Here is a 13,795-nt window from a genome sequence, read left to right as displayed (position 1 = left end):
AATGATACTGACCCTTGTAAAGGAATTTTCGGGGCAGACAGGAAGACCAGCGCTTAAAAGAATGTAAGGCGCGAAAACAAGAATAGGAAAATACATGCACAACGATAATCAAAACAGATCAGGATTAGGTCTGTTACGTTATATCTGGACAGAGTGGATCTCGACCTTTGTCGTGCTCATCTTGCTCTTACTGACCTTAGTGATTGGAACCGGGGAAATGATTCATGGTCAGTTACTGCGTATGGGCGAGCGTCTATATGGTGATCCGGCGACAGGCATGCAGTATTCGTTTTTGCGTGCTGAACCGAAAGCGCCTCAATGTGATCGTAATATTAATGTCGATCAAAAAGTTCAGGAGCAGATGAAAGCGGATGCTGCCGATGAATATGCCGATTTCTTCGGTGTACGTTCTGAAGCGGATGTGCGTGCTGCAGTGATGCAGGCACAACAGGTTTGTGAAGAGTCTTACCAGTTCTATGACAAGGCGATAACGCATATTGAAGCGCATCCAAGTATTCGTGCCTATCGCAGTTTTGAAACTTCATTCTTTGGCATTTTCAAGTTCGGGACTGAAAACCGTGCCTTGCTGCTCATCATTATGGTGGTATTTGCTGCAATCAGCGCGACATTGAAAACCCATCATATTGGTCTACGTAGTCCAGCCACTCGTATCGACTTTAAAGTCTATTCTGTGGCGATGCTGATCGCGAACAGTTTCCTGGTCTATTCTTCCTATAGCCAATATATGTCGGTGCTGAATTCCGGGGTGCCAATGGGAGACATGAAGTATGTCTACTGGCTATGGATGATTCTCTTTGGGACATTGACCCTGATCAGTTTGTATCAAGTCATTAAGCCACCTCAGGCGACCCGAGAAGGGGGCAGTTTCGGGCTGGCTTTCTTAAGCGTGCCACTGTATGCCTATATGGCCATCAGTACCGGGTTTAACTTTGTCTTCTTGATGGATTACCCGATGGGTCAGGGCATCTATCTGGGGCAACTGGTTGAGTTTTCGAGCATCTTCCTAAATCTGGCCTTATTTATCTGGGCCGGTATGTTGCTGAAACAAACCCGTGTCGTAGACATGTTCCTGAATATCCTGCGTCCATGGAATCTGGCGCCAGAAACCTTGACCTGGTTAATCCTGCTGGCAGCTGCATTACCAACCGCTTATACCGGTGCATCCGGGATTTTCGTGATTGCTGCAGGTGCGATCATTTATAAGGAAGTGTGGAATGCCGGTGGTCGCCGTCAGTTTGCCTTGGCAGCAACCGCCATGTCGGGTTCACTCGGTGTGGTATTACGTCCATGTCTATTAATTGTTGTGGTGGCTTCACTGAACAAGGAAGTGACGACAGATATGCTGTATCACTACGGTGTCTACGTCTTCTTGCTCAGTTCAACATTGTTCCTGATCATTTCGCTATTCTTTGCTGAAAGCAAGTTCCGTATTGCTGCACCTGGTCTGGCTGCACCACAGTCTGCACGTGCCTTTGTAAATGTGATTCCTTATATCGTGATTTTCATCCTGATCTGGCTGTTCTACAAATATGCCTTGTCTACAGATCTGAATGAATTTACTGCGCCTGTCATGATGCCAGTCATTCTGTTGATGATCGTGCTATTTGATAAGTTGCGTCACGAGCCTGCACCATTACCGCCAGTGGGACATTGGGATGAAACCTTAACCACCACCTTAGGTTCAGCAAATACGCCTGCAATGGCGACCGCTGGTACAGCCATTAATGCTGAATATCGTGAAGCAGACCATATTGAGCAGCAGGGCAGTGAGCTGGCTGTAGACCATGGTGTAAAACGTTCGGCTGTTGGTGAAAGCCTGCGTCAAGTTGGCTTCTGGAAATCATTACACATTTCGACCAGTGAAACGGTTGGACACATTGGTGCGCTGGTGATCCTGATGGCACTGTCTGTCAGTGTGGGCGGCCTGCTGGAACGTATGGAAATTATGGAAGCGTTCCCGACAGATATTAGCAGTACCATTCTGGTGATTTCCATGATTGTTGGCCTGATGGTGTTCGTTGGCATGATTATGGACCCATTCGGCGCAGTGATCCTGATTTCAGCAACGGTTGCACCAGTCGCCTATCAGTATGGAATTCATCCGGTACATTTCTGGATGATTACCTTGATTGGTTTCGAGTTGGGTTATGTGACACCACCAGTTGCTCTGAACCATCTGTTGGCAAGGCAATCCATTGGTGATGCTGAGGTGGCCGAGGCGGATGCAGAAGTTCGACATAAGTCCTTTTATTACCGTTATGAGCGCTGGATTTTACCGATGATCGTGTTACTGCCAGCGATGCTGATCATTGCCTATGTACCTTATGTATTTAAACTCTTCGGCTGGTATCAGTAATTTAAGCAAATAAAAAAAGCACCTTCGGGTGCTTTTTTTATTGTGGCCTTAACGCAGCCTAAGCTTATTTTGTAAAACAGGACTGCAAAGTAAAATCCCACAAAAAATCAGCCCTAATCCGAGCAGGCTATAGAGATCCGGAACTTCCTGCCAGAATAAATAGCCCCATAAGCCAGCGAAGAAAATCGCAATATAGTTCACTGGTCCAATCTGACCAGCAGGTGCCAGTTTATAAGCATTGGATAGAAATAACTGGCTGGTATTTGCCAATAAACCGGCTGCAATTAAATAACCGAGTTCAGTCAGGGTATAAGGACGCCAATGCCAGAACATTGGAATCATGGAAATCAGGGTGCCGATCAGACAGAAATAAAACACAATTCGTTCTGGTGGTTCAGTTTGGGTCAATGCGCGAACCGTGACAAAAGCCATAGCAGCCAAGAAGCTGGCACTCAAGCCAATCACAGACATTAGGTTAAATAAACCGGAATCAGGCTTAGCTACGCACAACACGCCAATAAAACCGATCGCAGCAGCCAGTAACATGCTTTGAGTGACTTTTTCTTTTAGAAACAGCCAAGCAATCAGCGGAATAAAAATTGGTGAGGAATAGGTAAAGACCATGGCATTGGAGAGCTTTAAATGTGCAATGGCATAGAAAAATCCATACATCGCCGTCAGACCTGCGACAGAGCGCCAGGTGTGCATCCAGAGTTTTTCAGTTTTAAAAAAACTAATGCCTTTATTGAAGATTAACGGCAGAAAGATAAACAGGCCGACAAAATTCCGGAAAAATACCACAGTGGCATTGTCAACGGTGTGTGAGGCAAAGCGGATACAGACGCCCATGACTGAAAACAAGAAGGCGGAACAGGTCAGAAAGACAATTGCCTTAACCAGATGCGAGGGAGAGGCTACACTCATGAGGGAACTTAGCTAGAAAATCTGTGGATATTCTAGCTGAAAATCCCTAACTCATTCCGACTATTGTGCCAGTTGTGCTTCGAGTAACTTGATTTGTTCCTCTTTGAGTTTAATCAGCTCATCCGCATCACTATGCTGTTGCTTCAGGCTTTTTTCCTGCTCATTGAGCTGTTGCTGAATATCTTCCAGTTTGGCAATTTCTTCTTTCGCCAAAGTGGCATTCTCAGTGACTTCTTCTCTTATAATAGAGGCATCGACCAGAACATTTTCAGAAGTAGGCACAATTTCTTCTGGTTCAGGTTCTGCTTTAGGTGCGGCTTGTGTCACCGGTGCATGCATCAAGTCACCCTGATGTGCTGGTAATGTTTCATTTTGCGTGAGAAAAAACTGTGTAATTATTAAAACAGCAATAATCACAACAATTAATCCACTCACTATTCCCCATAAAAGTTTAGGATTTTGTCGATGATCTAGAGTCATTTAGGTTCCCGAAATTATTCTTTTGGCTGACGGGGTTTAAACTGAATCACACCAATTTCATCCGGAACGGCTGGTGACTCAGGTTCCTCGATATGGGTAGGACGGTTTTCTTCATACCCACATTCGATACATTCAATCCATTCAGCTTCACCAGAGGTCAGCATAACGATCCGATCCAACGCCTGACATTTAGGACATTTTGCGCCTGCAATGAAACGACGTTTGATAGCCATCATACTCACCCTGTGATTTACTTAAAAACGTAGTTTAAGCGTTTTTAGAGCGGTTCGTCCAACCTTGATGACGTAACAAAGCATCTATTTTTGGCTCGCGTCCGCGGAAATTGATAAATGCGTCAAGTGCTGTATCTTTTCCGCCAACTGCTAGAATTTTTTGTCTAAACTGCTTTCCAGTTTCAGTATTAAAAATTCCTTCTTCTTCGAAGCGATCGAAGGCATCACTGGCCAAAACTTCTGCCCATTTATAAGAATAATAGCCCGCTGCATATCCACCCGCGAAGATATGACTGAAGCTGTGCTGGAATCGGTTATATGCTGTAGTAGGTAAAACGGCATATTTTTCACGAATCTCGTTTAAGGTTGCCTGAATCTGTTCAGCACTCAATGCTGGATTGGCACGGTGAATGGTCAGGTCGAATAAAGCAAATTCCAGCTGACGCAAAGTTTGCATACCGGACTGGAAGAAACGGGCATCTAATAAAGCTTTTAACAAGTCAGCAGGTAAGACTTCCTTGGTTTCGATATGTTCGCTGAGCAGGTTTAAGCTGTCCTGATCCCAGGCCCAGAATTCCATAAACTGGCTTGGTAGTTCGACAGCATCCCAATCCACGCCATGCGTACCAGCCACGGCAATATTGTCCACCTCTGTCAGCATATGATGCAGACCGTGACCAAACTCATGAAACAGGGTAATCACTTCATCATGAGTCAGTAGTGCAGGGCGGTTACCCACAGGTGGAGTAAAGTTTGCTACCATATAACAGATTGGTTTTTGCAGGCCTTCAGCAATTTGCATGCGTGAACGGAAGCCGCTCATCCAGGCACCGCCACGTTTGCCCTGACGTGCATAGAGATCGAAATAGAAACCGCCAATCACTTCGCCCTGATCTTCCAGTTCAAAATAACGCGCATCTGGATGCCAAACTGGCGCTTCACGTTCAACCACCTGAATGTCATATAAACGTTTCAGGATACTGAACAGGCCTTGCAGAATTTTTGGAGCCGGGAAATAGGGTTTTAGCGATTCCTGAGACAGATTAAACTGCTGCATTTTCAACTTTTCAGAATAGTAACTGCTGTCCCAGGGCTTTAATTCAGTAATACCATCTTCAGCAGCAATGGCTTTCAGTTCAGCCACTTCCTGTTCAGCAGGCGCACGGGCATGTTCCGCCAAATCACGCAGGAATTCATCCACAGCTTCGACATTTGGTGCCATTTTGCTGGCTAGTGAATATTCGGCATAGTTATTAAAGCCTAATAGCGCTGCCATTTCCTGACGTAGTTTCAGGATTTCTTCCATGATGGCAGTATTGTCAAATTCAGTCTGTTCGGACTGATCTGACGCGCGTGTGGTATAGGCTTTATAGAGTTCTTCACGCAGGCCACGATCTTCGGCGTGAGTCATAATTGCCAGATAAGACGGGAAATCTAAAGTAGCAACCGGCTGATCCAGTTCACGTTGCTGGCCATATTGTTTTAACAGTTCAATATTACTTTCAGACAGCCCCGCTAATTCTTCTTCCTTAAGCGGTCTGAAATAAGCTTGAGTTGCATCCAGTACATGATTGGAGAAATCTGAGGAAAGTTGTGACAAACGTGCAGAAATTTCCGCATAGCGTTTTTTTGCTTCACCCTCTAGAGCTACGCCTGACAATTTAAAGTCACGTAGCGCCAGTTTAATTGCACTTTGCTGGGCTTCCGGCAGTTCATGGAAAACTGGTGCATCCTGCACATGCTGATAGGTTTGATATAGCGCCGTATGCTGGCCCAACTGGGTATAGTAATCACTTAGACCTGGTAATAATGCCTGATAGACATCACGGGTTTCACTATTATTCATAACTGCGTTCAGATGCGACAAAACGCCCCAGGACTCGCTCATATTATTTTCTAACGTATCAACCTGTTTCAGAACCGCAAGTTGCTCCTGGACAGTATCAGGTGTCTGGTTCAGTTTATTTAGAAATTGCAAACCTTGCTGAATGCAGTTTTCAATTTTTTGTTTAAGATCTGCCAGGGTAATCTGATCAAATTGTGGAACGGGTAAAGTTGCTTTTTCTAATGTCATGTCGTTTCTGCCGAAGTCATTTCCTATGTTAAATCTAGATGTAGGGCTTATTGGCAGGGAAATCAAGCTATCTATAATTTTTTCTCAATTTTTTGATTTAAGGTTGTTAAAGATTTATTGATATTTTTTAATTGTTCTAAGATGCCGCGATTGGATGAAGGAAGAGATTCTAGTTCATTTATATCGATAATAGAGATATTAGTGATTTTGGTTTTCCACAGGTTCAAAGGATGTTTATAAGAATAAGTCACAGTGAAGGTGATAGATGTATTATTTAATGATTCTTTAAGACCTCCATATTGTCCCCAATCGTATATGTAACTTTGATTAGGTGGAAATACTTTTATTCCATTTTTAAAAATACCAGAATCAAAATATTGCTTATTAGAAGTTAATTTCTCAATTCCAAATGCTGCTTGAGGAATAGGCTGGTCGCTAAAGACTCTTACATTGTGAGCGATAGATTTACCGATATTTTTAACATGAAGTTGAATTAAAGATTCTTTTCCATAATGAGGTGTAGCAAAAATAAGAATCTGTGGCTGTTGATCTGATTTAAACACTGCATAGGTTACAAGTAGCGCTGTGAGGGAAATGATCAATGTAAGAATATTAACTGTATCCAATTTATAATTTTCCTTTTAATTAGTATATTGATTATAAATAAAAAGAGCGCCGTAGCGCCCTTTTTATGATCATTAGAAATTATTCAGTCTTGGTTTTTGCATTCGACTTTTTCTTTTTGATCTTGGCTTTTTTCTTCACTTTATCTTTAGTCTTTGCTTCAGACTTTCCTGCAGATTTTTTAGCAGGCTTTTTGCTGTAGGAACTGGGTTTGGATTTGTCTTTTTTGCGTCGTATGGGCTGTTCTCCATCATCACTGGGCTGGGCTTTTTGCGCACGCTCATGATTATTGAAGACTTCCTCTTTTGCTTCCGGACGTGGTGCAGGTTTTTTTTCTGCGACACGTGGAGCACGGGCGCGAATTGGACGACCCGCATGAGTCAGTTGCTGGATCAATTCAAAGTCAATTTTGCGTTCTTCCAGATTGACTCCAGCGACCTTGATCTTGACTTCATCACCCAGACCAAAGATCTGGCCACGGTTCTGGCCGACCAGACTCTGGCTGCTTTGATCAAAGACAAAGAAGTCATCGCCCAACTGGCTAACATGCACCATACCATCGACATAGAGGTCTTTCAGCGTGACAAACAAACCAAATTCAGCCGTTGCACTGATAATTCCGACGAACTCTTCACCAAGATGTTGCTGCATATAGTGACATTTCAGCCAGGTCGTTACAGAGCGGGAGGCTTCATCAGCACGGCGTTCTGTCGCTGAGAAATGCTCACCGGCATCATCTAAAGATGCACCTGAAATTGGATATGGCTTTTTACTCAAATGAGCTTTGATAGCACGATGTAATAACAGATCCGGGTAACGGCGAATTGGAGAAGTGAAGTGTGTATACGCTTCATAAGCCAGACCAAAGTGACCAGCATTGTCGGCACCGTAATAGGCCTGCATCATGGAGCGTAATAACACGGCATGAATACTTGGCGCATCAATCCGGTCTTTGGTCGCTTCAATCACCGCTTGATAGTCAGCTTGGGTTGGCTGTTCCGGGAATGGCAGACCCAGCAGTTTCACGAAATCACGAACTTTCTGGATACGTGAGAACTCAGGGGGTTGATGCACCCGGTACAGCATCGGTATTTCATTTTTCAATGCATATTCAGCTGCTGCAACGTTGGCTAGCAACATACATTCTTCAATCAGCTTATGCGCGTCATTGCGGGTACGTGGCAGAATCTCATTAATACCACCCAGCTCATCGAAAGTCATATAGGTTTCAATGGTTTCGAATTCCATCGCATTACGTTCAGCACGTAAGCCTTTTAGAATCTGATACAACTGGAACAGGGTATTTAGTGATTTACGTACACTACGATCTTCAGTGATTGCTGTACTGTCACCTTCAAAATACTTCGCGACCTGATCATAGGTCAGACGTGCCTTGGAATGCATGACTGAAGGATAGAATTCATACCCAGTGACTCGGCCAGCACGTGACAGTTTCAGGTCACAGACCATGCACAGGCGATCGACATTCGGATTTAATGAACACAGGCCATTAGAGAGTGCTTCAGGCAACATTGGTAAAACGAAGTGTGGGAAATACACGGATGTCCCGCGTTCTTGCGCTTCATCATCCAGTGGTTTGCCCGGACGTACATAATGACTCACATCAGCAATTGCCACGACGACACGATAACCACCGCCCGGACGTTTTTCTGCATAGACCGCATCATCAAAGTCACGTGCATCTTCCCCGTCAATGGTGACAAGCGCTAAATCACGTAGATCGACACGGCCGTCACGGTCTTTGGCAGAAGGCTCTTTAAAGCTTTCCGCTTCTTTCAAGACTTCTTCAGGGAATTCATATGGCAGGCCATATTCCAGAATAGTCTGTGGAATGATGATTTCGGTATCGGCTTTGTCTGCCATCGACTGCACAATATGGCCAGTCGCAAATTCTTCTTTGGTTGGGTAGGTATCAATTGCCACGCGGATTGAATCGCCGACTTTGACCTGGGCATGCTCGATCAGCTCTTTTTCTAGAGTAATAGGCTGATGTGCATTTGGATTAGCTGGCTGAACAAAATATTCGCCTTCATATTCAGACACTTTACCAATGATCTGTTTGACACGATGCTGCAAAACCTCGGTAATAAAGCCCCAGGCCTTACCTTTGCGGTCTACTGAGGTCTGACGGACTTTGACACGGTCACCGTTAAAGACCTGACGCAATTCACGTTCAGGTAAGAGTAGGTCATCTTCACCTGAAATATTGGCTGTGCCGCTTCCCTTGGAGTTGATATATACCGTTGCTTCATGCTCAGGCTGTTCCGCCGCGATTTGGAACTTGTAGCCGTCTTTCATCAATTGCCCGTCACGTACCATCGCAATCAGACGATGGCTCAGGGCATCAATACTTTTTTGATCGGCAATTTCAAAATATTCCACCAGGTCGGCATGGGACAGGGCAGTTTTTTCTTCTATAGTTTCGAGAATCAGGGTACGGCTTGGAATAGGGTTGTCATAACGTTCGGCTTCAGCTTTTGCTTCAGGATCGACCCAATTTTTCATCATATCTTTAAAGTGTCCTTGGAGATAGGTTTAGCATAAGTCATGTCAGTGCAGACTGCACGTAAATGATTGCAATAATCTGTTTAAGTTTTCGATTTTTGGCTAATTTTAGATAACTGGAAATTTATCGGGTTTTTTCAGGACTTAAATGACTAAAAATAGGGAAATTGTTTAAAAAGTATTTAAACGAGCAAAAATATGCAGTTTTTTTTCAAGCTGTGCTTGCAGTGCTATGCCGAAATTTGTATTATGGCGGCACGTTACGGTGAGATGGGTGAGTGGCTGAAACCACGTCCCTGCTAAGGACGCATACGGGTAACTGTATCGAGGGTTCGAATCCCTCTCTCACCGCCACTTTACTTATGTCGCGCTCATAGCTCAGCTGGATAGAGCACTTGGCTACGAACTAAGGGGTCGGGAGTTCGAATCTCTCTGAGCGCACCAATAAGTAAACCGGAAAATAACGCAGTCTAATAAAGACGACACAAGTTACGCGCTCATAGCTCAGCTGGATAGAGCACTTGGCTACGAACTAAGGGGTCGGGAGTTCGAATCTCTCTGAGCGCACCAACTTGAACAATGAACCGCACATGTTGCGGTTTTTTTGTGCCTAAAATTTACAGAATCCGCCTGAATCACATGCTAAAAATAAATCCTAGATGACTCAATAAAAATAAGGGCATTGTGATGAGAAAAATTATTGTCCAGGAATTTCTAACTCTAGACGGTGTAATGCAGGCACCCGGCGGTCCGGAAGAAGATACATCTGGTGGCTTTCAATATGGTGGCTGGGTGGCGCCGTATTTTAGTACTGAACCCGATGCAGCATTTGATCGCATCATGCAAAAATGGATGCAGTCTACCGATATTCTGATTGGTAAGAATACCTTTCAGATTTTTGAACCCTACTGACCGAAGCATGCTGAAGACTGGCCAGGAATTAATGAAGTAAATAAATATGTGCTATCCACCAGTTTGGATCACTTGGACTGGCAAAATACGATCTTTCTAAAAAGTATTGATGAGATCATTAACCTGAAGGCTTCAGGGGAGGGGAATATTCGGGTGTATGGCAGTGCTGCAGTGGTACAGGCGCTTTTTAAACATGATCTTGTGGATGAACTCTATTTAATGACCTTTCCTATAATATTGGGCAAAGGAAAACGTCTATTTGCTGAAGACTCTATGCCAGCAGCATTTGCACTGACAGATCATCAAGTGACTTCAAATGGCGTGGTATTGAGCTGTTATCAGCGGGCAGGCAAGGTTAAAACTGGCCTGGTTGGAGAATAGCTCTATTAGGCTGTGAGCAAATGAATATGAGGTAACTGAAAGATTAATTTAGCTAATCCTGAAATTTTGCCAAGTCTGGGTTATTGCTTTTAACTCTAAATTCGCAGGAATTTTCATCAAAAAAACTGAAATATTGTAGTATCGTTTAATTACTGTACGTTCGGTTATAATTTTATTAAAAAACACTTAACAAGTGCTGAAAACTCTATATAATGCACCCCATCAAGACGTCGCGCTCATAGCTCAGCTGGATAGAGCACTTGGCTACGAACTAAGGGGTCGGGAGTTCGAATCTCTCTGAGCGCACCAATCTTGATAAAGAATTCTGAAAAAACCGCACATTGATGCGGTTTTTTTACGTCTTCAGTTTTTTAATTTTTCATATAAAAAACCAATAATTAGAAGTAAACTTAAGATTTTAATTTTTGCTGTACTTTTAAGGCATAGACGGTATTGCCACCAACTGCCGGCAACATGTCATGATAGGGAAGGCTGCGCATGGCTTTCAGTAAAAAAGGCGCCTGATCATGAATTTTCATGGAACTGGTGATCTGGAATAGCGTTCCCTGAGATTGTGGCAAAAGCTTCATTCCACCTCGTACAAATTTTAAATCTCCGCCATTGGCATAGAACTGGTTTTGTAAGGTATTTGGCTGTTCAAAACGCATTTTAAAATTAAAGGGAATCTGAATGACGCCTAAGCCGACTGATACCTTGTAGTTGGCATCAATACTTTGCGGGTTGACTGGGTTCAGTTCCACTTTTTTGATTTGTCGCGGAAAGAGTTTCTGGCTGGCCTGAGCCGATAACCAAGGCTGCAGCTTCTCAGTTGGATGTGAGAAATATTGATAGGTAGTACTGAATCTTAGATTTTCTGAACCTTTACCGGCCTTGACCTGATAATTGGGCAAAATAAAGCTGACAGGTTGTCCTGATTTTTGACTAAGCTGGGCAATTTTCTGAGTTTGCTGATTGCTGAGCTGAACTTGGGGTATTGCCGTATTTAAAATTGTAGCAGCAGGATATTTAAAACGCTGTTGTAAAGCTTCAAGCAGAAAGGCATTGGTGCCAGCAGGAATGCCGAGTTTGGCTTCCGGCAGGGCATTTAGAATCTTGCTAAATAGAAAACCTTGCGGCTGGTTTAGATCACCCCATTGCGTCACCGTTACTAAGGTTTTATTGGGGCTCAGTGCAAACCATTCCAGCTTTCCGGCCCCATAGGGAATTGGCGCGTCCAGAATTAGTGTGCTGATACTGTTATTTTCCAGATGATGCTGCATCACTACAGTTTCTTTAAAGTTTAAGACCGGGATTGGAGTGGGAATATGCACCTGATATTTGACTTGTTGAATGCTACCTTGCTGTTCAATCACCTTGGCGGATTTTAGGGTCGGAAACAGGCCGACATAATTCGGATAATGTTGCAGTAATTTTTCGACTTGTGCTTCGGATGCAGGCAAGACTACAGCCGCACTATAAAACTGGGATTTGCTACTAGAAGCCGTTTTAAAAGTCGGTAGATGGGTTTTGCTGGCAGGATGCGCATAAATCAGGATACGTTCGCCAGTGAGTTCAGCCAGTTGCTGAGAATTGCCTTGAAATACATCAAGACTGCTTGGCAGATTAGGGGTCCATAGCATTATTTTTGCGAAAGCTGGTGAGATTGCAAATAAGGTACTACTCATCAGCAAATAGGGGATCAATCCTTTCATCCAATATCCTATTGTGTGTTTTTTGTTTTAATGATGATTTATTTAAAACTAAATTCAGTTATTTCCAAAGCAAAGTTATGTAATTGATAGCATAAGCCATGAGTTTTAAGCATATTTTGATATAGTATGGATCAGGATTTTATATTTTTGATGTAATGCTATGACTGAGTCAGCACCGACTTTATCCACCCGTTATTATCTTACTTTAGAAGAATCTCAGGATGGATTTGCCCTGGCCACTTTTGGCAAAAAACAGATTTCACGGTTTCTGACGCCTTTGGTTAGCATCGGGATTATTATCTGGGGCTTCTCAATGGGCCTGAATGGGGTTGGTCGTTATTATGTGGCTTTGGGTGCCTTCTTTCTGATTCTACAGGGCATCATGCGTTACTGGTTCCTGCCGATGATGTTTAAGCGCCAGTTTGTAAAATACCAGTTTGGAAAAAGTGAACAAGGCATTGACCTGTTTCAGGACTATGCAGAAATTTTCAATAACGGACGTAGCAAGGTCGTGCATTATAATGAAGTACAGAGTTTTGCCATCGGCAAACTGACCTATATGCTGGAACTGAAAAACCGTACAGTGGTGATTGTGCCAAAACGTGCCTTTAAAGATGGTACTGAGCAAAGCATTTTCGAAAATACCTTCAAGAAATAAGACAGATCAAGAACAGGAAAGAGATCATGAGTACACGTCCATCGAAAATTGTTTGTGTCGGTCGCAGTTATGCTGACCATGCCAAAGAGCTTGGAAATGCGGTACCTGATCGTCCTGTGTTGTTTATCAAGCCACCGAGTGCTTTGACTGCACTGGATGCTGGTATTGAATGGAATCCGGACTGGGGTAACTGTCATTATGAGTGTGAACTAAGTTTGCGTATTGACCGTACCTTAAGCAAGGAAAATGATCCTGCCAAAGTTTTGCAGGCAATTGGTGCTGTGACTTTAGGTCTGGATCTGACCTTGCGTGATCTACAAGATGACCTAAAGAAAAAAGGTCAACCTTGGGAACGGGCCAAAGCTTTTGACGGTTCTTGTGTACTTGCAGACTGGATACCGGTAGCCGATGTCATTACTGACTGGAAAGATGTGCATTATACGCTAGAGATCAATGATGAGCGGCGTCAAAAAGGCGATACAGCTTTATTGATTTTTGATATTGCAACTTTATTGGCCGACATCAGTCAAGTGTTCACACTGGAAGCAGGTGATGTGGTCATGACCGGTACACCAGCAGGAGTGGCAGCCTTACAATCGGGTGATCAGTTGAAAATGACCCTAAAAGGCCAAAATCAGGATTATGTTTGGACGACATTTGTAAAGTAAGACCGGATTTTTGAGATCAAGGAGCCGAAGGGCTCCTTTATTTTGTTTAGAAAAGTGTAATGAGCAAGGGATAATTTATCAGACTGATCAGGCACGGTTGCCATTCAGTTTCTAGATATAAATTGGATAGCGTCTAAATCGTTTTTTATGCATCACTCTTTTTGCCTGAATCACCTCATCGTGTGTCTATTTTAAAGTATATCTTCTACTTCTAACATTTTTAGTA

Annotated in this window: 10 protein-coding genes, 4 tRNA genes and 1 pseudogene; 8 read left to right on the top strand and 7 right to left on the bottom strand. The window is 43.5% G+C overall.

Annotated elements, in window-relative coordinates; translation table 11 throughout:
* The first annotated feature begins 94 nt into the window (after positions 1–94).
* Positions 95–2,377, top strand: coding sequence for a TRAP transporter large permease subunit (locus FTU01_RS08080; RefSeq protein ID WP_179992773.1), 2,283 nt, complete (start codon positions 95–97; stop codon positions 2,375–2,377).
* 48 nt (positions 2,378–2,425) lie between these two features.
* On the opposite strand, the gene FTU01_RS08075 is transcribed toward FTU01_RS08080, so the two are convergent.
* The 6 genes from FTU01_RS08075 to rnr form a co-directional block, all read right to left on the bottom strand.
* The gene (locus FTU01_RS08075) at positions 2,426–3,301 is read right to left on the bottom strand and encodes a DMT family transporter (RefSeq protein WP_179992774.1); all 876 of its coding nucleotides are present in this window, start codon (positions 3,299–3,301) and stop codon (positions 2,426–2,428) included.
* A gap of 60 nt (positions 3,302–3,361) precedes the next feature.
* Positions 3,362–3,781 carry a hypothetical protein gene (locus FTU01_RS08070; protein ID WP_034169654.1) on the bottom strand — a complete coding sequence of 140 codons (420 nt, stop codon included), beginning with the start codon at positions 3,779–3,781 and terminating at the stop codon, positions 3,362–3,364.
* 14 nt (positions 3,782–3,795) lie between these two features.
* The gene (locus tag FTU01_RS08065; protein ID WP_171064841.1) at positions 3,796–4,008 is read right to left on the bottom strand and encodes a YheV family putative zinc ribbon protein; all 213 of its coding nucleotides are present in this window, start codon (positions 4,006–4,008) and stop codon (positions 3,796–3,798) included.
* A 40-nt stretch (positions 4,009–4,048) separates the two neighbouring features.
* Complete coding sequence (locus tag FTU01_RS08060) at positions 4,049–6,088, bottom strand: M3 family metallopeptidase (protein ID WP_180138753.1); 2,040 nt, start codon at positions 6,086–6,088, stop codon at positions 4,049–4,051.
* 71 nt (positions 6,089–6,159) lie between these two features.
* Positions 6,160–6,714: a hypothetical protein gene (locus tag FTU01_RS08055; RefSeq protein WP_180138751.1), complete on the bottom strand. Its 555-nt coding sequence runs from the start codon at positions 6,712–6,714 to the stop codon at positions 6,160–6,162.
* Positions 6,715–6,793: 79 nt separating this feature from the next.
* The gene (rnr, locus tag FTU01_RS08050; protein ID WP_180138749.1) at positions 6,794–9,241 is read right to left on the bottom strand and encodes a ribonuclease R; all 2,448 of its coding nucleotides are present in this window, start codon (positions 9,239–9,241) and stop codon (positions 6,794–6,796) included.
* A 261-nt stretch (positions 9,242–9,502) separates the two neighbouring features.
* Here rnr and FTU01_RS08045 point away from each other — a divergent pair.
* The 5 genes and pseudogenes from FTU01_RS08045 to FTU01_RS08025 all read left to right on the top strand — a co-directional run bounded on the left by FTU01_RS08045 (position 9,503) and on the right by FTU01_RS08025 (position 10,840).
* A tRNA-Ser gene (locus tag FTU01_RS08045) sits at positions 9,503–9,592 on the top strand.
* Between the two features lie 13 nt (positions 9,593–9,605).
* A tRNA-Arg gene (locus tag FTU01_RS08040) sits at positions 9,606–9,682 on the top strand.
* A 49-nt stretch (positions 9,683–9,731) separates the two neighbouring features.
* Positions 9,732–9,808 (top strand) — tRNA-Arg (locus FTU01_RS08035).
* Positions 9,809–9,925: 117 nt separating this feature from the next.
* A pseudogene (locus FTU01_RS08030) lies at positions 9,926–10,531 on the top strand (dihydrofolate reductase family protein).
* A gap of 232 nt (positions 10,532–10,763) precedes the next feature.
* Positions 10,764–10,840: transfer RNA gene (locus FTU01_RS08025), tRNA-Arg, on the top strand.
* 101 nt (positions 10,841–10,941) lie between these two features.
* Here the strand turns inward: FTU01_RS08025 and FTU01_RS08020 are convergent.
* Positions 10,942–12,243, bottom strand: a complete 1,302-nt coding sequence (locus FTU01_RS08020) for an SRPBCC family protein (RefSeq protein WP_180138747.1) — start codon at positions 12,241–12,243, stop codon at positions 10,942–10,944.
* Between the two features lie 160 nt (positions 12,244–12,403).
* Here FTU01_RS08020 and FTU01_RS08015 point away from each other — a divergent pair, with 160 nt between their 5' ends.
* Positions 12,404–12,901, top strand: coding sequence for a YcxB family protein (locus FTU01_RS08015; protein WP_125279712.1), 498 nt, complete (start codon positions 12,404–12,406; stop codon positions 12,899–12,901).
* A gap of 26 nt (positions 12,902–12,927) precedes the next feature.
* On the top strand, positions 12,928–13,569 hold the full coding sequence (locus FTU01_RS08010) for a fumarylacetoacetate hydrolase family protein (RefSeq protein WP_179992780.1): 642 nt from the start codon (positions 12,928–12,930) through the stop codon (positions 13,567–13,569).
* The last annotated feature ends 226 nt before the right edge of the window (positions 13,570–13,795 follow it).

The sequence above is a fragment of the Acinetobacter sp. YH12043 genome, from assembly GCF_013419915.1.
Lineage (GTDB): Bacteria > Pseudomonadota > Gammaproteobacteria > Pseudomonadales > Moraxellaceae > Acinetobacter.
This window is presented reverse-complemented; position numbering and strand designations above follow the sequence as displayed.